We start from the raw sequence: 21,846 nt of genomic DNA, 5'->3' as shown, positions 1-21,846 counted from the left end.
GCGGGCTTTGCATTCTCCCAAAAACGTGCTATTATTAGCACTCTTAACAGGTGAGTGCTAACACCACTTGTTTCAACTTACCGAACTTTTTAAAACACAAAATTCATGTGGAGGTAATTACGATGTCTGTAAATATTCGACCTTTGCACGATCGGATTCTTGCAAAACGAATCGAAGAAAAAGAGCAGATGAGGGGTGGCATCATCATCCCTGATACTGCGAAAGAAAAACCCCTGGAAGCGGAAGTCATTGCTGTCGGGGATGGAAAAATCCTGGACAAAGGAGAACGAGTTCCTCTGGACGTAAAGGTGGGGGACCGGATCCTGGTTGGAAAATATTCCGGAACGGAAGTCAAGCTTCAGGATGTTGAATACATTATTTTGCGCGAAGAAGAAGTTCTTGGCGTGATCAAGCGATAAGGAGGTTCAGAATGGCGAAACAAATTCAATATGGTGAAGAAGCACGTCAATCTATTTTAAAGGGCGTAAACAAACTCGCGGATGCCGTAAAGGTTACGCTGGGTCCTAAAGGACGCAATGTCATTCTGGAGAAAAAGTTCGGTTCTCCTACAATCACGAAAGATGGTGTGACTGTTGCGAAAGAAATCGAACTGAAAGATCCCTGGGAGAATATGGGCGCTCAGATGGTTCGTGAAGTTGCCAGCAAGACCAGTGATATCGCAGGAGATGGCACCACCACAGCAACCGTTCTGGCTCAGGCAATTTTTCGCGAAGGTTGCAAGAATGTTGCCGCAGGTTCCAATCCAATGGACCTCAAACGGGGAATCGAAAAAGCGGTGGCAGCTGCAGTGGAAGAAATCAGGAAGATGAGCCAGTCCGTAAAAGGAAAGGAGATCGCACAGGTAGGAACCGTATCCGCTAACAACGATGAAACCATCGGAAACATCATTGCGCAAGCGATGGAAAAAGTCGGAAAAGATGGAGTCATCACGGTGGAAGAAGCGAAATCGATGGAGACTTCGCTCGAAGTTGTGGAAGGGATGCAATTCGATCGCGGTTATCTTTCGCCCTACTTCGTAACGGATCCGGAAAGAATGGAAGTCGTACTGGAAAATCCGTTGATCCTTCTCTACGAGAAAAAGATCAGCGGCATGAAGGACCTTCTGCCTGTTCTGGAACAGGTTGCCAAAATGGGTAAACCTCTTCTGATTATTGCGGAAGAAGTGGAAGGAGAAGCGCTGGCGACACTCGTGGTAAACAAACTGCGGGGCACCTTGCATGCCGCAGCCGTTAAGGCTCCTGGTTTCGGTGATCGCAGGAAAGCAATGCTGGAAGACATCGCCATCCTGACCGGTGGAAAAGTGATTTCCGAAGATCTCGGAATCAAATTGGAAAATGTCCGGGTGGAAGATCTTGGCCAGGCAAAAAAGATCGTAATCGACAAAGACAATAGCACAATCGTAGAAGGCCACGGTAAACGGGGTGACATTGAAGCTCGCGTAAAGCAGATTCGACGGCAGAGCGAAGATACTACTTCGGACTACGATCGTGAAAAGCTTCAGGAAAGGCTTGCGAAACTTGTTGGTGGAGTGGCGGTCATTAAAGTGGGCGCTGCGACTGAAACCGAAATGAAAGAGAAGAAAGCCCGGGTGGAAGACGCGATGCACGCCACAAAAGCCGCGGTAGAAGAAGGGATTGTTCCTGGCGGTGGAGTTGCGTATCTGCGAGGAATCACAGGCGTAGAAGCGTTGAAGTTGGAAGGCGATCAACAGATTGGCGCTAATATCATACGTCGCGCGCTCGAAGAACCGGTTCGCCAGATTGCGCAGAACGCAGGAGAAGAAGGATCGGTCATCGTGGAACGCTTGAAAAGAGAAGGAGGCAGCGTTGGTTTCAATGCTGCATCTGAAAAGGTAGAAGATCTGATGGAAGCAGGGATCATCGATCCGGCAAAAGTTTGCCGCATTGCATTGACCAATGCATCCAGTATCGCTTCTCTTATGCTGACAACGGAAGCGCTCGTTTCTGATCTACCGGAAGAAGAAGGTGAAAAGATGCCTGCAATGCCTCCCGGTGGCGGCATGGGCGGAATGTATTAAAAATATTTAGAACGGCATACAAGGCGTGGGTCGCAAGGCCCACGCTTTTTTTGTGTGTTCTTGTTTTTCAGTTAAAAATGTCGCAAGAAGAACTGCCGGTTCCGTTTTCACCGGGGCCATCGGTCCAATCCGGATCGTAACAATTCGGGATCAAGTCACAATCGTAGTCTTCCCAGGCACAAGGTCCGTCACAAAGGGCCGGCCGGTAGGTATTTCCGGCATCATGGCCAAAAACCTGGAGCTTACCGTCTTCGATACGAACCACGTAGAATGTGCCGTCTACGTAGACCGTCTCCCAGGATTCATAGGCAGTGGCGATGCCATCGCAATCCATATCAACACATTCACCGCTGATCACATTGTTACCATCAGGAATTTCAAACTCGTCGTCGCAAGGATTGTATGCAACGAGATCCTCTGAATCGGGTACTCCATCGTTATCGGAATCCAGATCTACGAAATTCGGAACACCATCAGCATCAGGATCACCAACTCCCTCAACAGAATCCGGGACGCCATCACCATCAGAGTCAGTGTCTTCGTTATTGGGGATCCCATCGTGATCGACATCGCTAGTTCCCTCAACTGCGCCAAGTATGCCGTCGTTATCATCATCCGAATCAAGATAATCGCGCACACCATCGCCGTCCCGGTCTCCCTTTTCATCGCCATCTTCTACTCCGTCGCCGTCAGTATCCGAATCATAGGGATCGGAGCCATGGTTTTGCTCCCACTGGTTCGTACGTCCGTCTCCATCCAGATCGCCGTTTGGTCCATCGGCATCGTTTGAGTCCAGGTAATTCGGAATATCGTCCTGGTCATCATCAGGATAAGTGTATTCAAAGCCAACGAAGGTTAAACGTGGAGTGATTTTAATTGAAAAGTCTTTTTTCTTCCCGATCGTCGCATCGAAATCCGGAGGTCCGCCACTTCCGTCACCAAACACTTCTTCAGTGTCTGATTTGCCGTCTCCATCAGAGTCTGTGTCCAGGTAGTTGGATATACCGTCCCCATCAACATCGTTCCAATCTGTATTCTCATCGGAAGGAAAATCGCCCGGATCATTTTCAACACTAGTGGGCAATCCGTCCCCGTCATCATCAGTATCAAAAAGGTCGGCAGTCCCATCGCCATCCGTATCCTGAGGAAAGCAAGGATTCTCCCCTGCTTCCTCGCCGTCCGGTACTGTGTCGTTATCTGTGTCTGAATCTTGCGGATCGCTGCCGGCACATTCTTCATCCGTATTATTCAGTCCATCACCATCGGCATCTCCGAGAGGACCGTCCTCATCATCCGAGTCGATATAGTCCGGGATCGCATCACCGTCACTGTCAACCCAAGTATCATTAGGATTTTCTTCAGAGTCGCTTTTTCCATCGCCATCTGAATCGGTGTCCAGGTAGTTTGGAATTCCGTCTCCATCGGTATCGATATCTCCTTCATTCAGGGTGGGAATCCCATCATTATCATCATCGGCATCCTGGCAGTTTGGAAGACCATCTCCATCAGTATCCGGCAACGTTCCGCCGGGGCATTCGACTGAATCAAGGATCCCGTCACCATCGGAATCAATCACTTGCGCCTGTACGAGGACAGGTATTAGAACCAGAAAAATAAAAAATACCCAACGATGAATTTCCTGAGCATGGTTCTTGTGATCAGACATTTTGTGTTCCTCCTGTTTATGGAAACTCGTACGATCCAAGATCAGGCAAAGCGCCTTTTGGGTTGCCTCGTTGATCGTTCATCAGCAGCGTATCGGGGATTCCATCGCCGTTTGCATCACCCATACAGCCTGCCGGATTCCCCTGATCAACAGCGGGGCTGCCCAATTGAAGGGCATGAGTTGGAGTGAGACCACCATTTTCGGCGAGCGGATCGAGTGCGGGCGATAAGCTATTCAGCGCGAAGCCGCAGGAGTTACCTTCCTCCAGGTTATTTCCTGGCGCAAAGATCACAGCGCCCACGGACGTTAAACAATCAGCACCGGCTGTGACTTGCTGTCCTATGATTGAATGAAAGGATTTGAGCAGCCCACCTTGAAGGAAAATGCCGTCGCTCAGGCTGGCTAAAGCGTCATTTGCTGCAATCGTGACATTGAAAAGATATATTTCTGCAGTTCCGAAATCGAAGTCGTTGTAAATTCCTCCACCATGACCGCTTGCTATATTGCCGCTGATTGTGCTGTTTGTAAGTGAAATGGTTGTTTGAAGATTATCAAAATCGTTGTGAATTCCAGCGCCATCTCCTTCCACAGTGTTATTGCTGATTGTGCTGCCATACACGGTAATGCTCGAGTCGGATAATTTGATACCACCACCATTCAGAACAGCACTGTTTCCATCAATCCAGACATTGGTTAGCCTGGCATCATCGGTGTAGTTGAAGAGACCGCCTCCTTCGCTGGATGAGCCGGTCAGTTTATTGTCCACAATGTCGGAATCGGTAATTTCGAGAAAGTGCAAGTTGTCGCCGACCCCCAGGTGATAGATGCCGCCACCCAGACCAACCGCGGAATTGTTGCTGATTTTGCTGTTGCGAATGAAAAGCGGACCACCCTGAAACCAGATTCCTCCGCCATTTCCACCTGCAGAATTGCTCGAGATTTCCACCTGTTCCAGATTGACCGCGAGTTGATAAGTAGCAATGAAAAGCCCGCCGCCGTCACCTGTCGAAGTATTTCCGGTAACGGATACCCGATTGAGATTCAGTATTCCCTGCGAGTCCAGTCCGCCTGTAACTAAGGCTGAATTACCGGAGATTTGCGCATTGCCATCCATTACCAGGGACGAGCTGACATGGTTCAAAATTCCGCCACCATAACCGGAAGGCGCGACATTGTTGGAGATGCTGCCTCCGCGAATTGTCAACTGCGCGCCTGAACCGTAATTAAAGATACCGCCGCCACCCAGTGGATAACCTGCGTTAGCGTTTGCAGTATTGCGGTTGACCGTACAATTCAAGAGTTCAGCGATACCCCAATTGTCGATTCCGCCACCTTCGGAAGTGGCAGTATTGTCTAGAAACGTTGATCTCACTGCGCTGACTGTTCCGAGATTGTACAATCCTCCGCCACTGCGATCGCTTTCATTGTTTTTGACTTTGGAGTTGAAAAGAGACAGAGTGCCGTTGGCAGAGTTGTAAATGCCCGCGCCGTCATGAAGTGCGATGTTATCGCGGATGGTCGAGTTTCTGATCGTCAAAGCGCCATTATTGTAAATACCACCGCCGCTGTGCGAACTCGCATCGTTTTCCAGAATATTGCAGTTTGATATGAGGACGTTACCCGATTCAACGCGTACACCGGCACCATCATTCTGAAATCCCCCGGTTATGGTGAGGTTCTGTAACTCGACTATGCCTTCGACGGCTCCGAAAATGTGAATAACACGTTCATCAACAAGTGAATCTATTGTGGTGCCTCCGCCAAATCCTCGCAGCAAAGTGGCGTCCAGAACATCCAGGTCCCCTACAAGGCCGGCATCATCAAAGCCGGATATCGTTAACGAGTAAGTTCCTGCCGGAATACGAATCGTGTCCATTCCAGGGATGCTGTTTGCTTTCAGAATTGCGCCGCGCAAACTGCAATCGTTTACAGCGGCCGTGCACGCTTGATATGCAACATCTGCACTGTCGATCGTTGCATCGACAACATATGTTGCCGCGTAGCCCAAAGTTGCCATGAGCCAAAAAACAGAGCCACCTAGTAGATGTAACTTCATGAGGTTTTGTCCTCCTGATCATTCACGCAAGAATTAATGACAAAACGGCTCACGCAAGAGAAGAATTTGTTGAAATTCATGAGAGAATGGTTGATAGAATCGGCAATTCAAGGAGGCAAATGGTGGCGCCTTCATCCAGTGAAGTGACAAAATACCTTCAGGCGTGGAATCAGGGTGATGAAGCAGCTCTCGAGAAATTGATGCCCATCGTTTACAACGAGTTGCGGAAGTTGGCGCGCTCCTATATGCGGCGGGAGCGATCCGGTCACACGCTGCAAGCCACCGCGCTGGTTCATGAAGCCTTTCTGCGACTCATTGATCAAAATGCCGTAACCTGGCAAAACCGCGCTCATTTTTTCGGTATAGCCGCTCAAATGATGAAACGCATCCTGGTGAATCACGAGGTGAGCCGCCGCGCAGCTAAACGGAGTGGTGGCGCAGAAAAGGTAACGTTGGAACACGCGAAAGGAATTGAATCGCAACAAGACCTGGACATCATTCAGCTTAACGAAGCGCTGCAAGAGTTGGAATCGATGGATTCAAGGCAATGTCGAATTGTGGAATTACGTTTTTTCAGCGGTTTAACACTTGAGGAAACTGCTGAAGTAATGAATTTATCTTTAGCAACTGTCAAACGGGATTGGAGCACGGCAAAGCTCTGGTTGCGTCAACGGATCAGCAAGGGCACAGGAAGCTGAGAATTCATTTTCACTTTGATTTGCTGTAGTAGAATGTTGATTGTCACCAGCCTCCAAAGCGCGTGGGGTAAAGGTCCATATAAGAATGAGCAGAGGATTTACGGGATCCCGTCCCGTTGTTTTTCTTTCTCTTTTTTGCCTTTGCATCGCTCCCGCAGTCTTCGGCCTGGATCCGGCCAAAGCCATCACTCAGTATGTGCACGACATCTGGCACATCGAACAAGGTCTTCCGCAAAGCACCGTCAACGCCATTGTCCAGACGAGTGACGGTTATTTATGGCTTGCAACCCAGGAAGGTCTTGTTCGTTTTGATGGCGTAAGATTTACTGTCTTTGATAAAACAAACACACCGCAACTGAAACACAATTGGATCTGGAATCTGTGGGAAGACAGCGAGCAAAACCTGTGGATCGGAACCAACGGAGGCGGACTGAATTCTTACAAAGATGGGAAATTCACAAGCTACACATCAAAGCATGGCTTATCGAACGATTTTGTAAGATCGATCTACGCCGATCGTAAAGGAAATCTTTGGATTGGAACAATCGGTGGTGGATTAAATCGCCTCAAAAACGGGAAATTCACGAGTTTCACTACGAAAGAAGGCCTATCCAACGATTTTGTGAGAGCGATCTATGAGGACAGTGAAGGGAGTCTTTGGATCGGAACAGAAAGCGGCTTGAACCGCTTCAAAGATGGGATCTTCAAAACTTTCACAACACAAGATGGTTTATCAAACAACCGGATATATTCCATTTATGAAGACCGTCAGGGAGTTCTTTGGGTCGGTACTTATGGTGGTGGTTTGAATCGTTTTAAGGATGGCAAATTTACAAACTTTACTACCAAAGATGGTTTATCCAGCAATTTTGTAATTTCAATTTATGAGGACCAGGCCAGCAGCTTTTGGATTGGAACGGAAGGAGGCCTGAATCGTTTCAGAGATGGAAAGTTTTCGAGCTTCACCACAAAAGAGGGCTTATCAAACAATACTGTGTATTCCATTCAAGAGGATCGCGAAGGAAGCCTTTGGGTTGGAACATTCGGCGGCGGTTTAAACCGCCTCAAAGACGGAAAATTTACAAGTTTCACAATGAAGGAGGGCTTATCCAGCAACAGGGTTTGGTCTGTCTATGAGGATCGCGAAGGAAGCCTTTGGATTGGAACATACGGTGGAGGGTTAAATCGTCTCAAAGATGGCAAATTTACAAACTTTACCACCAAAGACGGCTTGTCGAGCGATTTTGCAATTTCGATTTATCAGGACAGGCAAGGGAGTCTTTGGGTTGGAACCAGAGGGGGCGGCTTGAACCGTTTTAAGGACGGCACACTTGCAAGCTTCAGCACTAAAGACGGATTGATAAATGATTTTGTGCTGTGCATATACGAAGATCGTGAGGGGAGTCTCTGGATCGGAACTGAGGAGGGTTTAAGTCGTTTCAAGAATGGCAATTTTTCAAGCTTCACTTCGAAAGAGGGCTTATCAAATGACCCGGTGAGAACGATTTACGAAGACCGGCAGGGAACGCTGTGGATTGGAACGAGGGGCGCGGGTCTTAAACGACTTAAAGATGGGAAATTTACAAGCTTCACCACCAAAGACCAATTATCAAGCGATACGGTTTACTCAATCCACGAAGATGCCGAAGGGACGCTATGGATCGGAACCGATGGAGGCGGTCTAAATCGTTTCAAAGATGGAAAGTTCACGAGCTACACCATCAAAGATGGGATGTTTGATGATGTGGTGTTCGTGATTTTGGAAGATACGAAAGAGAACTTGTGGATGACGTCTAACAAAGGCATTTTCCGGGTTGCCAAAAGCGAATTGAATCGTTTTGCAGAGGGAAAAATCCACTCCATTCGATCGGTTGCGTACGGTTCTGCAGATGGGATGAAGAGAAGGGAGTGTAACGGAGGCGGGCGGCCGGCGGGTTACCGGAATCGTGACGGCAAGCTCTGGTTTCCTACGATTGCCGGTATAGTTATGATCGACCCGGAACATATCAAGACGAATGATCTTTCCCCACCTGTTGCGATGGAAGAGGTAATTGTTGATAACGCGGTTATTACGAATAGTGTAGAAGCAAAGGAGGCTTTACGGCTTCCTCCTGGAAAAGAGAAATTTGAATTCCATTATACGGCTCTCACTTTTTCGGGTCCGGAAAAAGTTTTCTTTCAATACAAGCTGGAAGGTTTTGACAAAAACTGGGTAGAGGCAGGCCGGCGGAGAGTGGCCTATTACACGAACATTCCGCCAGGGGACTACCGCTTTCGGGTAAAAGCCTGCAACAGCGATGGAATTTGGAACGAAGCTGGCGCATCCTTTTCCTTCCGTTTGAGCCCCTATTTTTATCAGACTCCTTTGTTTTACGGAATTTGTGTTCTGTCCGCCATCCTGGCCGGCGCAGGCGCTTATAAAGCGCGCATCAGACATTTAAAGAAGCGAGAGCACGAACTGGCTTTATTAGTAGAGGAACGCACCGCAGCGCTCAAAGAGCAAACCGCAGAGATGGAAAGCCTGAATCAGACGGTCAAGATCATCAACAAGGAAATGAATCTGGAAAAACTGCTGCAATCGTTACTGCAGCAGGCCCGGATTTTGTTTGCGCAGGCGGAAATCGCAACCTTTTTGATACTGGATCATCGAACATCACTGTTCAAATTCGCAGCCGCGTCCGGCTACGATCTTTCAGAGACGAAGGACATTTCCTTAACACAGGAAGAGGCGGTCAGTAGATATACAGAAGGAGCGCAACAGCTGCAAGAAGGTGTTTACATTGTACGGAAGTTCAAAGATATTGCGGGTTCAGAAAAATTAAAGCGTTTTGCGATGCCTAAGTCGATGCTGGCTATGGCCGTTACTGTTAAGGGAAAAGTCGAAGGTTTCTTACTGCTGGAAAACTTTCAGAATGCGGAGGCGTTTGGTCTCATGGATCTCCAAAAACTGAATCGTTTTCGTGAGCACGCAGTTTCGGCGATTGTCAAAGCAAGAACGCTGCAGCAGTTGGAGGAGGCGGATCAGATCAAGAGCCGCTTCTTCGCTAATATTTCACACGAATTCAGGACCCCTCTGACACTTACCCTGGGACCGCTGGAAAACGCCCTCTCGGGAATCTACGGAGAAACCGGCAAAGAACTGCGAAAGCAACACGTGATCATGCTTCGTAACTCCCAAAGATTACTCAGGCTGATCAATCAACTGTTGGATATTTCCAAGCTGGAAGCGGGCGAAATGGAACTACGGACAAAGAAGCAGGATCTCGCTAAATTTGCTCGTAAGACCGTTTCGCTTTTTGCTTCGCTTGCGGAGAAGAAAAATATCAGGCTTGTGTTTCATTGCGAGGAAGGTTTGGATCTGTATTTCGATACCGATAAAATGGAGAAGATTTTTTACAATTTACTCTCCAACGCGATAAAATTCACTCCGAAAAACGGAAAGGTTCTTATATCCATCACTGAATTCAATGAAGGTAAATCTGTTCAGATATCGGTGAAAGACACAGGTATAGGAATTCCGCTGGAAAATCTTCCATTGATATTTGACCGCTTCAAGCAAGTGGGTCAAAGGCTTCAGGAACATTCGGGAACCGGTATTGGACTTTCGCTGGTAAAGGATCTCGTATCGCTGCACGGCGGTGTTATCGAGGCACGCAGCGAACCGGGTTTTGGCAGCGAGTTCATCATCCAACTTCCACAAGGAAAGGAACACCTGAGCGAAACGCAGATTGTTGATGACCCGGTTCACGAGGAGTTTTCCGCAAATTCGGGGAGTATCCAGCTGGAATTAGAAACGGTTGACGTGTTACCGGCTGAGGTGAGTGGTGCAGATGTTTTGCCCGATAACATTGCGCGGCAGGATGCCATTCTCATTGTGGAGGATAATCGTGACGTACGCGAATATATTCGGAGCTGTCTCCCCGGATATTTCGCCGTTGAAGCAACGAATGGCGAAGAAGGTCTGCAGAAAGTCCGGGAATTCGAGCCTCATCTGATCCTGAGCGATGTAATGATGCCGAAAATGGACGGCTATCAGTTCTTACAAATTCTGAAAGCAGATCCGCACCTGTGCAACATTCCCGTCATTCTTTTAACCGCCAAAGCTTCAGAGGAAACTAAACTCGAAGGACTGGAGGCGGGCGCAGACGATTATCTTGCGAAACCCTTCAATGCAAGAGAGCTGCAAGCCAGGGTGAAGAACCTGATTCAAATGCGCCGGCAGGAGCAGGAGTTAAAAACTTTTAACCAAGAATTGGAAAGGAAAGTGAAAGAACAATTGGATGCGCTCCTAAAGAGCCGGCGACTCAGCAAATATGTGCCTTCTCAAATTGTCGAAAAGATCCTCTCCTCCGATCAGGAAGAATTAATGATGGAGAGAAAAAACCTGACCATCTTGATTTCGGATCTTAGCGGGTTTCTGGAACTGACCGACCGGTTGGAAGCAGAGAAGTTGAAGAGACTGCTAAACGAATATTTGTCGGAAATGATGAAGCTTATGAAGGAGTTCGGAGCGACACCAGGAAGCTTTCTGGGAGACACCCTGTTGTCCTTCTTTGGTGCGCCGGTGGAAATGGAGGCGAAGCAGCAGGCTGAGAATGCTGTATCAATGGGTCAGGCGATGCAAGAGAGATTGAGGGAGCTGGGAAGAAAATGGCTCGCTGAAGGAATCGATCATGATCTCATGCTGCGGATTGGAATCAACCAGGATTATGCCATGGTGGGAAATATCGGCTCACCGGAGCTTATGGAATATACGGTAATCGGCCGTGGAGTCAATCTGGCGGGCAGGCTGAATGCGATTTGCGTTCCTGGAAAGATCCTGGTCAGTTTTCCTGTTTACGTTCAAACGAGGGAGCAGTTCCGTTACGAAGAGCTTCAGGACCATCCGATCCCCGGTTTTTCAGGTTCGGTGCGTATTTACGAATTGGATACAGAAAGCCCGGAGCCGAAAGAGGTAGCTAAGCGATACAAATTGAAGGAATGCCCGGAGTGTGGCTCTTGCTATGACGAGTTTGTCGAGATCTGCACAAAAGATGGAACTCGGCTATCTGTTTCGTTGCCGGTCGAGCGAACCGTAGACAGGAAGTATCGTTTGGAAAGGTTGATAGGAAAGGGTGGAATGGGCGCTGTGTATGAGGCCAGGGATTTGCGATTGGATCGGAAAGTTGCGGTAAAGATTATGATGGGAAATTTCTCGGCCGATCCGGTAACATTGGCTCGATTTGAGCGGGAAGCGCGGCTTTGCGCAAAACTGAATCATCCCAACATTATCAGGATTTATGATTACGGAACCATCGGTTCGGAGAGCGCCTATTTAGTGATGGAATATTTGGACGGTTCGACTCTGCGAGCCGAATTGAATCGTATTGGAAGACTCGCACCCTCCCTTTGCGCGAACTGGTTCAATCAAATCTGCGAAGGATTAAGAGCGGCTCATCAAGCAGGAATCGTGCATCGGGACCTGAAACCGGAAAACATTCTCCTCAGTGTCGAAGCGCCTGCGGTGGTAATCAAGATTCTGGATTTTGGACTCGCGAAAAGAAAATTACCGGAAGCATCAGGTCCGCAGACACTCACGGCGCGTGGTTCTTTTTTTGGTACTTTGAGTTACATGTCTCCGGAACAATTGGACGGTGAAGAAGTTGATGAGCGCTCCGACATCTTTACAATCGGAGTGATGGCGGCGGAATGCTTAACCGGCAAACATCCTTTCGTTGCGGACAGCTCTCCTCTCGTGATGGCTTCGATTCTGCTAAAAACATTTCATTTGAACGTCACTTCCGAAAGTCATCGACAGCTTGATGCTGTGCTGCAAAAATGTCTTGCCAAAGACCGTGAAGAGCGTTTTCAGTCTGTCGCAGAAATGCAAAAACAATTAATTCCGGCTCTCACCCAAGCTGATGAGTAGAGGAGCGACACATGATTCAGGTTATTTGATGAGGAATCCTTCCACGATATCCAGACCTATCACAGCGCCACCACCGCCGTTCATTTCCATCACACCCATCTGATGTAGAAAAAGCCTCATGCCCTCCGGACTTGTTGCGTTCATTTCGAGGTCCAACTGGCATTCTTGATTAGCGCAGGAAACCATCCCTTCGACACGCCCGACGAACCGGGTTTCGCTGGAGGCGATCTGCAATTCGACTTCTGCACGGCCATTCAGATGCCCGCCACCCTGGTTGGCCTGATCGATCGGAATCAGGTAATATGCGTGCTCCCATACATCGACTCCTAAGATTTGCTGACCGGGACAATCGAGACTCGTGCTAGCCATGGCTTCCCATTCTACGCGCACTTTCTCGGGCCTGTTTGAGACATCCGCAGGTTGTGGACCCATCGAGAACCCCAAAATCTCGCAACGCGTGGGCGCCGCAGCGGCCGTCACCTGCGTTGCAGAGGTGATCGACACGGCCGAAGCAAGCGGATTCTCGATGTTGCTTTGGCTATTGCAACCAATCCATGTGAGAAATACAAAGCAAGAAACGGTGACAAAAAAGAACCTTTTTCTCATTGTTCCTCCGTTGATGTTAACTGGGCTCACTTATACACGCAGGAATTGAGCGCAAAAAGGCTCTCCTGGTTAAATTTTTTCATGTCTCTGGGGCTTTGTGGTTTTCTAACGAAGCTGATTTTTTGTTTGCTCAGCACTATCCAATTCGTCAAACTGATCAGGATTAGAACTTCTCTCCCAGATACACAAGTGCTGCCCCGCCCATATATTCCAGATACCTGCAATTTGTAAATCCGGCTTTTTGCATGAGTTCCAAGAATTCCTTTCGTTTCGGAAACCTCAGGACCGAATTGACGAAGTAGTAGTAGGAGCTCTTATCGCGCGCGACAAAACTGCCCAGAAAAGGCATCAGTTTCTGAAAGTAAAGCAGGTAAAGCCATTTCAAGAAGCGGCCTTCCGGCACGCCAAAATCCAGAATTCCAACCATGCCGCCCGTTTGCAGCACTCGATACAGCTCCGCAAGCGAAGAGGACAAATCGGGAATGTTCCGGATGCTATAAACAATGATGGTTGCGTCGAACGTTTGATCTTCAAAGGGAATTTTCTGTGCATCCCCTTCGACCAATCTCGCGCCCGGATAGCGGGCCGCAATTTGCAACATCGCGCGCGTAAAGTCGAGTCCCGCAAGTATCCTGTTGCCCAGGAGCGGAAACATAGCGCCGGAACCGCAGCAGACATCGGCGATTTTGTTGCGATCCTTCAGCAGTCGAGCGAATTTTTTTCGCCAGAGTATATCGAATCCGAGTGAAATGACATGATTCGTCAGATCATAATTTTTTGCGATGCGCGTGAAAAGAAGCCGGATGGTTCGTGGTTCTTCCGGCCTGTAGGGGATTTCAACCATGTTCAGTTTCTCGCGGCTTCAGCTGCTGATCCAGAGCTTCATTTGCCAGCCTGTCCGCTATCTTGTTCTGGGAGCGTGGAACATGCTTGATTTCATACCAGGACAACCGCCGCAACAGCATGCGACATTCCCCGTTCAACGCAGCGAGGTGTTCGGACTTTACCTTGTACTCCCCGTTTAGTTGCTTCACGAGCAGTTCGGAATCGGACCGGATTTCAACGCTCTGGATCTTCTGAGCCAGTACAAATCGCAGGGCTTCGAGAAGCGCAGTGTACTCTGCTACATTATTAGTAGTAATGCCGATGTAACCATTGCCGCTGTGAAGTACTTTTCCTTCCGGGTCCAGAATGGCAAAACCGTACGACGCATGGCCGGGATTTCCACGCGAAGCGCCGTCGATATGGATGATGTATTCGGCGTCAAAAAGCATCAATCCATCTTAACGCAAAGGCGCGAAGGCGCTAAGCACTCTGGCAGTGGCACAGAAAAGCAAAACGATCGTCGAGTCGCCTTCAAAGTAATTACAGTCCGACTGCGGCAGGTGCGGTAAAATGATCAATTATGCCACTGGCAGCTGGCACAAAGCTGGGTCCATACGAAATCACCGCGCCGATCGGCGCAGGCGGAATGGGTGAAGTCTATCGCGCCAAAGATATGCGGTTGGATCGGATCGTAGCCATCAAAGTCTTGCCTGCTCATCTTTCCTCTAATCCTGATTTACGTCAAAGGTTCGAACGAGAGGCGCGCACGATCTCGAGCCTGAATCATCCAAACATCTGCACTTTGCACGATATCGGTCATCAAAACGGAATTGATTATCTGGTCATGGAATTTATCGAAGGCGAGACATTAGCCTCGCGTCTTCGTAACGGAGCTCTACCGCCAATCGCAGCACTAAACTATTCGATCCAGATCGCGAACGCGCTCGACAAGGCGCATCGCCAGGGCATTGTGCATCGCGATTTAAAACCGGGCAACATCATTCTCACGAAATCGGGGATGAAGTTACTTGATTTTGGTCTGGCAAAATATACAGCCCCTGCAACCGAATCTGTTTCTATGATGGAAACCGGACAACCGCTAACGCGCGAAGGAACTGTTCTTGGCACCTTCCAATACATGGCGCCGGAACAATTGGAAGGAGCTGAAGCCGATGCTCGCACAGACATTTTTGCGTTTGGCGCAGTTGTTTATGAAATGACTACGGGCAAAAAAGCGTTTGAAGGAAAAACGCAGGCGAGCTTGATTGCAGCCATCCTGAAAGAAGAACCGAAACCGATTTCACACATTCAACCGATGACACCGCCGCTTCTGGAACGGTTCGTGAAAACGTGCCTCGCCAAAGATCCAGAGGATCGATGGCAAACCGCTCATGATGCGATGTTGGAGCTGCAGGGCATTCTTGAAAGTCTTTCTCGTCCGGAAGCATATTCAAGCATCGCGCAACCAAAGCAATCAAAGCTCGGTTGGATGGTTGGGATTGTTGGCGCAGTTCTTGCGATTGTATTTGCGGCTTTGTACTTCATACGTCCTTCGGTTGAGCAACAGCGCGTGCTGCGGTTTGAGATTGTTCCACCGGATGAGAAAGCATGGTATACGGGATCAGGACCTCTTACAGTGTCGCCGGATGGGAAACACATGGCGTTCTTGAACAACGCCGATGGCAGAAGGACACTGTGGGTTCGCTCCTTCGATTCGACTGAAGCGCGACAACTTCCCGGAACGGAATACACGAGCGCGCCCTTCTGGTCGCCCGATAGCCGGTATCTTGGATTTTTCTCAAAAGGAAAGCTCATGAAAATCGATATCTCCGGCGGTCGTCCGCAAATCATTTGTGACGCAGAAACGAATCGAGGCGGTTCCTGGGGATCCAGCGGCATCATCATCTTTGCGCAGAGAGCGAACGGCCCGCTCTTTCAGGTCCCTGCATCCGGTGGAGAATTTAAACCAGCGACAAAATTAGATGGAGCGAAAGGCGAAATCTCGCATCGCTTTCCCACCTTCATGCCTGACGGCCGAAGATTCCTGTATCTTGTGCGCGGGTCCACTCAGAGTCAGGCAATCTATACGGGATCACTGGATTCTAATGAAAAGAAATTGTTGTTGAATTCGACTTCACGAGTCCACTATGCGCCGCCCGGTTATTTGTTGTACGGCAGAGAAGGGGAATTGCTGGTACAAGCGATCGATTCCAAAACATTAGAATTAGAAGGAGCACCGATTCTCGTCACAAAAAATGTATTTCACAGCCCAACAGGGCAATCGGTCATTTCTGCTTCGAACAATGGAATCCTTGCCTATTGGTCCGGTAACATTTCGGCTTTTCAACTCTCCTGGTTTGATCGCAGTGGGAACAACATCGGTACTCTGAGTGAAGGTGGAGGGACAAGCGATGCACGATATCATCGCCTTTCTGCTGATGGCACTCAACTCGTTTGGCTGCGTCCTGATCCGGATCTGGCATCGCCCGACATCTGGGTGACAGACACAGCAAGAAATATCTCTACGCGTTTGACTTCACGCCACTATGACGAAAACCCGGCCTGGTCGCCGGATGGAAAAACGATCCTTTTTAACCGCGATCTCGGAGACAATCAGTATGAGATTTATTCTATCTCAGCAACTGGTGTTGGTGGAGAAAAGATTTTGTTGAAGAATGGAGTTCAGATCAATGACTGGTCGATGGATGGAAAATGGTTGATCGGACAACGCAAAGGAAAGAGAAGTGATTTGTGGATTGTTCCTATGTCGGGCTCCGGGCAGCCTTATCCTTTTCTGGCAAGCGAATTCTATGAGTTTCAAGCGTCGTTTTCTCCGGACGCACGCTGGATCGCATATGCATCCGATGAATCAGGACATTATGAAGTGTATATTCAGCCATTTCCCGCGTCGGGAAAGAAGTGGCGCATCTCCAACAGTGGGGGAGCTCAGCCCCGTTGGCGGCGCGATGGCAAGGAGTTGTTTTATTTTTCGGGGGATCGCAAGGTGATGGCTGTCGATATCAAAACAGACGATGGGAATCTGGAAGCAGGCGTTCCGAAAGAATTATTTCAACCGCTAATCCTTTCCCCATTTTATCCGCTGGGAATGGATTATGATGTGACAGCAGACGGCCTGCGTTTCATTATTTCCTCGGCCGTGCAACGGACGACTCCACCGGTGAATATCATTTTCAACTGGACGGCCCTGCTTCGCAGATAAGTTTCCGATAATCTGAGAAGTTTTTCCAATTGATCAATTGCTTTTCCTTTCGTCAAAGAGAAGTGTTGAGAAGATCTTAATCGTTTTGCGAAGCTCGCTAAGTTCTTTGCTAATATGGTACCGTCATGGAACACTATCCGCTGCTGAATGATTTCCTGATCATTCTTGCCGTCTCCATCCCGGTCAGTTTGTTGTTTCACAAATTGAAATTCCCTTCCATCATCGGGTTTCTGGCAACAGGCGTCATTGTAGGACCTTACGGAGCCGGTTTGATCGGCGACACAGAAGCTGTCAACGCGCTTGCAAGTATCGGTGTGGTGCTTTTGCTTTTTACAATCGGCCTCGAATTCTCGATTCGGCAGCTCCTTTCCAGCAGTCTGCGATTTCTTTCCATCACGGCAAGCCAAATAGTCTTAACAATCCTTCTCACATACCTGATCACTCAAATCTTTGATTTGCCTGTAACTGTTGGAATTTTTCTCGGCTTTTTGTTTTCGCTGAGCAGCACAGCCATCGTTTTCAAAATTCTTTCTGACCGCGCCGAAATTGACACTCCGCATGGAAAGATTTGTGTCGGCATTCTTTTGTTTCAAGATTTGCTCGCCATTCCCATGATGCTCCTTCTGCCGAGCCTTTCCGGCGGAAGTGTGGACCTACTGGAAATGGGAAAACAGATGTTGATCGCATTAGCTGCCGTCGCAGGTTTATTTTTGGCCGCGCGTTACATCGTTCCGCTGCTTCTAAAGCAGGTCATCCGCACACGAAACCGCGATGTGTTTCTTGTCAGCATTCTTTTCCTCTGTCTGGGAACAGCCTACGCCACAGCTTACCTTGGATTGTCTCTGGCGATCGGCGCTTTTATAGCCGGACTCGTGATCTCGGAGTCCGACTACAGTCATCAGATCCTGTCTGATTTCTTGCCCTTTCGCGACACCTTCAACGCAATCTTTTTTATATCCGTAGGAATGCTTTTGAATTTCCCTTTGTTCATCAACCAGCTATTGCCAAATCTCGGTGTAACCGCGATCGTGCTCGCAGGAAAAACGCTGGTTTTGCTCCTTGTACTGATTGTTGCAAAATACAACTTTCGTATTTCGTGGAAAGCGGCGCTTTCTCTATCACAGGTTGGAGAATTTTCATTCCTCCTTGCTCAGCAAGGAAAAGTTTTCAACCTCATTCCTGAAAATCTCTATCAACTTTTTCTCGCTTCCTCCATCATCACCATGTTCTTGACGCCTTTCTTTTTCTTACTCGCCGAACCGACAAGCCGGTTCATCCAATCGCTCTTCCGAACATCAACCAGGGTTATCCCACAAGAGACCGGGCAAACCCCGCAAAAAGATCATCTGATCATCGTTGGATTTGGATTGAATGGCCGGAATCTCTCAAAAGTGGTTCGCGATATTGGAATTCCTTTTGTTGTCATTGAGTTGAACGATCAGCTTGTTCGTGAGGCGCAAAAGCAACAGGTCCCGGTGATGTTTGGAGACGCGACCAGCAAAGAGGTTTTGTCGAAGGCGGGCGCAGCGCATGCGCGAATGGCTGTGATTGCAATAAGCGATGCGGCAGCAACTCGCAGGTGCGCGGCAGTGTTACGCGCGCTAAACCGCGACACGGTCCTTCTGGTTCGAACGCGTTATGTCGTGGAGATGGAAGAACTCAGAAAGCTTGGAGCGAACATTGTGATTCCAGAGGAATTTGAGACTTCCATTGAAATTTTTGCTCGCGTGCTGGAGCAATATCAGATTCCGGATCATCTGATCGATCAACAGATCTCCGTGATCCGGTCGGACAGCTATGGAATGCTGCGTGGACTCTCTTTAACTCAGGAAAGATTGATGAAATTGTCTGAGCTTTTTCTAAAAAGCACCGTGTCTCAAGTTATCGTGGATGGCAAGTCGCCGGCCAAAAGCAAATCTTTGCGGGAACTCGATTTGAGGCGACACACAGGCGCGACCATCATCGCTGTGATTCGTGGTGAAAAAGCGATCACAAATCCTGATGCCGATTTCCAGCTTGAGGAAGGAGACCTGATGGTGCTCTGGGGCGCGCATCAGCAGCTTGCAGATGCTTACAAATTGCTGGGGGTCAGTGAGGCAAAATAGGGGGAACTAAATAAACCGCGTCTTGCGTTGCTACTGCCAGATTGCGATCAGCGTCAAAAGCGACTCCTACCATTACAGGACCGGTAAGAAAAGCTCTCATTTCTCCGCCGGAAGTGATTTTGTAAACAGCGCTCTCTCCCGCTTTCGCCTCACAAATGTAAATGTTTCCATCAACATCCACGGTCAATCCTTGCGGTCTTCCGAAACCACCATAAAGCGGAATCACTTTGCCATAACGATCCACCATCAGCACGCTATTGTGTGTGGACATGCTGGGAGTAGAAACAAGCAGATTGCCCAGGAGATCAAAGGCCAGATGGTAAGCGACCATGCTTTCCTGAAGTTCGGCGAAGACGCTTGCGTTGCCATCTTCATCCACTTTTAAGATGCGTCCATTCCTGTCACCCACATACAGGAAACCATCCTCGTCAAAGACCAGTCCGGTCGGAACACCGAGGTCCTTCGCGAAGATTGTGACGTCCGCCTTGGGTGTTGCCTTGTACACCGTGCCTTCGAACCGGCTGGATACATACAGATTTCCCTCGTCATCCATCGCGAGCGAAGTAGCATTGGGTATGTTGGAGAGAAAAGGGTTGATCGTCCCATCAGGTTCGATTTTGAAAACAGATACCTGCACCGTCTCCCCTCTTTTCCCGCTAAAGGTCGTGTATAAATTTCCGTCGCGATCGAAGAGCGGACTATCCACGGGATTGATGTTGTCCGCAAGTTTTCTACCAATCACGATTTCAAAAGGATTGCTCGTTTTGTTGTTCACCGTAACGGTCACAGGTCCACGATTCGTCTGATCCGGCACAACAGTGATGATGCGATTCTTGGACACCAGAAGCGGGCGCGCTTCCTGGCCGTTGAAGGAGATTCTTAGCGAATCGAATTCCTCGGGGTCGAAACCGGTTCCTTCAATGATGACCCTTCCGCCCTCAATGGCAGCATCCGGTTTGACACTTTTGATTTTAGGTGGTCGCATAGGCAGTAATGAGTAATGAGCAATGAGTTATGAGACTTCCCTAACAGGGGCTCATTGCTCATTACTCATTGCTTTGGCACTTAGATGTTGGGAACAGGTCTTTTCAGGGCAACCCATCGGCGATCCGACTGAACCATCGAGATAAAGCCGGTGTAGATGAAACCGAAGAAAAACAGAAAAAGAAACGGAATGCTAAAGAAGAACCCGTTCAAAAAGGCATACCAGATGGTGAATCCGAAATACATCGCAAAAACGAGCTCAATCACCGCAAGAGCGCTTTTCCCTACACGGTATTTCTTGTGCTGCCAGTTATCGGAGTTTCGCTCAATGCAATACTTCGGGGTCCGCTTGAATTCTGTTTGATAACCCAGTAACGCTTCCAAAACTGCTTTGGAATTGTTTACCGACAGACCGATTCCCAGAGACATCAATAGCGGAATGTATTTAATCCTCCAGGGCCAGTCTTTGTAAATCTCCTTTTGCGAAAATACATAAAATGAAAACACAGAAATCGTTCCGATCAGGAAAATCGGCAGATCCAGAATCATAATATTTTGCCATCCTCGCTCATATCGAATCACCAGCGAAGGTAACGTAAAAAATGACAGGATCATCATGAGTAGGTAAGAAATGTTGTTTGAAAGATGAAAGAAAGCTTCCAGTTTCACCTGCCACGGGAGCTTGCTCTGCATCACCACAGGCAGAATTTTTTTGGCTGTCTGGATGGATCCTTTGGCCCAACGGTGCTGCTGAGACTTGTAAGAATTGATTTCCACGGGGACTTCGGCCGGGGCCACTACATCAGGCACGAATAAAAACTTCCAGCCGCCGAGCTGTGCTCGATAGGAAAGATCCAGATCCTCCGTCAATGTATCATGGTGCCATCCACCTGATTGTGAAATTGCCTCGCGTCTCCAGACACCCGCAGTGCCGTTGAAATTAAAAAAGCGGCCTGAACGGTTCCGGGCGATATGTTCTACCACAAAGTGGCCATCCAGCATGATCGATTGGATTTTGGTCAACAAAGAGTATTCACTGTTGATGTGACCCCATCGAACTTGAACCATTCCGATTTGCGGATCTGTAAAATAATGGATCGTTTTCATCAAGATTTCAGGAGAGGGAATAAAATCGGCATCAAAGATCGCTACAAATTCGCCCTTCGCCTTCTCAAATCCTGCGGCCAGCGCTCCGGCTTTGAACCCAACGCGATCGGTCCGCCGCATGTATTGAATATTTAAGCCCTTCGCTTGATATCTCTCGACCACAGCCTTAGCAATGTTTTGAGTCTCATCGGTGGAATCATCCAGCACCTGTACTTCAAACTTGTCTCGCGGATATTCGATATGGCACACAGCATCGATGAGACGCTCAACAACGTACATCTCCTGATATATGGGAAGCTGAACCGTTACCATCGGCAAGTCTTCGAACGTTCTCGTAATCTGAGGATGTTGAGCACGGAATTTCCGAAACAGGTGAACCATAATGTAGCGGTGAATCCCGTAGATCGAAAGCAAAATGAGAACAATGAAATAAATAACGACAACAACCAGGTCTAACACGTTCGTAACCATATCCATACTCTAATAGCTCTGTCCCCTACCAACAATTTTCAGGCACGACTATCTTTTTTGCCCTCCTCGTAATCATTCCCCCCGTTGATCTGGACGAGAGCAAAAAAAACCTCTTAGCTTGTTTACCGTCTAAATGCCCGA

At 48.5% G+C, this 21,846-nt stretch carries 13 protein-coding genes; 6 read left to right on the top strand and 7 right to left on the bottom strand.

Translation table 11 applies throughout. The annotated features are described in order from the left end of the window. The first annotated feature begins 122 nt into the window (after positions 1–122). Both L0156_14560 and groL read left to right on the top strand, forming a co-directional pair. Positions 123–419, top strand: a complete 297-nt coding sequence (locus L0156_14560) for a co-chaperone GroES (protein MCI0604217.1) — start codon at positions 123–125, stop codon at positions 417–419. 11 nt (positions 420–430) lie between these two features. Next, positions 431–2,059: a chaperonin GroEL gene (gene groL / locus L0156_14555; protein MCI0604216.1), complete on the top strand. Its 1,629-nt coding sequence runs from the start codon at positions 431–433 to the stop codon at positions 2,057–2,059. Between the two features lie 67 nt (positions 2,060–2,126). Here groL and L0156_14550 read toward each other — a convergent pair whose 3' ends face one another. Together L0156_14550 and L0156_14545 are read right to left on the bottom strand one after the other, a co-directional pair. Continuing rightward, on the bottom strand, positions 2,127–3,725 hold the full coding sequence (locus L0156_14550) for a hypothetical protein (GenBank protein ID MCI0604215.1): 1,599 nt from the start codon (positions 3,723–3,725) through the stop codon (positions 2,127–2,129). Positions 3,726–3,741: 16 nt separating this feature from the next. Continuing rightward, positions 3,742–5,781, bottom strand: coding sequence for a hypothetical protein (locus L0156_14545; protein MCI0604214.1), 2,040 nt, complete (start codon positions 5,779–5,781; stop codon positions 3,742–3,744). A gap of 86 nt (positions 5,782–5,867) precedes the next feature. Here L0156_14545 and L0156_14540 point away from each other — a divergent pair, with 86 nt between their 5' ends. Then, the gene (locus L0156_14540) at positions 5,868–6,479 is read left to right on the top strand and encodes a sigma-70 family RNA polymerase sigma factor (protein MCI0604213.1); all 612 of its coding nucleotides are present in this window, start codon (positions 5,868–5,870) and stop codon (positions 6,477–6,479) included. A gap of 85 nt (positions 6,480–6,564) precedes the next feature. Beyond that, a complete protein-coding gene (locus tag L0156_14535) occupies positions 6,565–12,387 on the top strand; it encodes a protein kinase (GenBank protein MCI0604212.1) in 5,823 nt (1,940 codons plus the stop codon). 21 nt (positions 12,388–12,408) lie between these two features. On the opposite strand, the gene L0156_14530 is transcribed toward L0156_14535, so the two are convergent. The 3 genes from L0156_14530 to L0156_14520 all read right to left on the bottom strand — a co-directional run bounded on the left by L0156_14530 (position 12,409) and on the right by L0156_14520 (position 14,267). Continuing rightward, a complete protein-coding gene (locus L0156_14530; protein MCI0604211.1) occupies positions 12,409–12,993 on the bottom strand; it encodes a Fe-Mn family superoxide dismutase in 585 nt (194 codons plus the stop codon). A gap of 163 nt (positions 12,994–13,156) precedes the next feature. Continuing rightward, the gene (locus L0156_14525) at positions 13,157–13,837 is read right to left on the bottom strand and encodes a ubiquinone/menaquinone biosynthesis methyltransferase (GenBank protein MCI0604210.1); all 681 of its coding nucleotides are present in this window, start codon (positions 13,835–13,837) and stop codon (positions 13,157–13,159) included. Next, entirely contained in the window at positions 13,830–14,267 is a 438-nt protein-coding gene (locus tag L0156_14520; GenBank protein MCI0604209.1) for a ribonuclease HI family protein, read from the bottom strand. Before L0156_14520 ends, L0156_14525 begins: the two co-directional genes overlap by 8 nt. A gap of 131 nt (positions 14,268–14,398) precedes the next feature. Here L0156_14520 and L0156_14515 point away from each other — a divergent pair, with 131 nt between their 5' ends. Together L0156_14515 and L0156_14510 are read left to right on the top strand one after the other, a co-directional pair. Beyond that, positions 14,399–17,038: a protein kinase gene (locus L0156_14515; GenBank protein ID MCI0604208.1), complete on the top strand. Its 2,640-nt coding sequence runs from the start codon at positions 14,399–14,401 to the stop codon at positions 17,036–17,038. A gap of 125 nt (positions 17,039–17,163) precedes the next feature. Then, entirely contained in the window at positions 17,164–19,143 is a 1,980-nt protein-coding gene (locus L0156_14510) for a cation:proton antiporter (protein MCI0604207.1), read from the top strand. On the opposite strand, the gene L0156_14505 is transcribed toward L0156_14510, so the two are convergent. Then, complete coding sequence (locus L0156_14505) at positions 19,127–20,128, bottom strand: IPT/TIG domain-containing protein (GenBank protein ID MCI0604206.1); 1,002 nt, start codon at positions 20,126–20,128, stop codon at positions 19,127–19,129. The two genes, L0156_14510 and L0156_14505, sit on opposite strands and share 17 nt — an antisense overlap. An 80-nt stretch (positions 20,129–20,208) precedes the next feature. Next, complete coding sequence (locus L0156_14500) at positions 20,209–21,705, bottom strand: glycosyltransferase family 2 protein (protein MCI0604205.1); 1,497 nt, start codon at positions 21,703–21,705, stop codon at positions 20,209–20,211. Between the last annotated feature and the right edge of the window lie 141 nt (positions 21,706–21,846).

This window comes from bacterium (assembly GCA_022616075.1).
GTDB lineage: Bacteria > Acidobacteriota > HRBIN11 > JAKEFK01 > JAKEFK01 > JAKEFK01.
The sequence above is the reverse complement of the archived record's forward strand: the minus strand, read 5'-3'. Positions and strand labels throughout refer to the sequence as shown.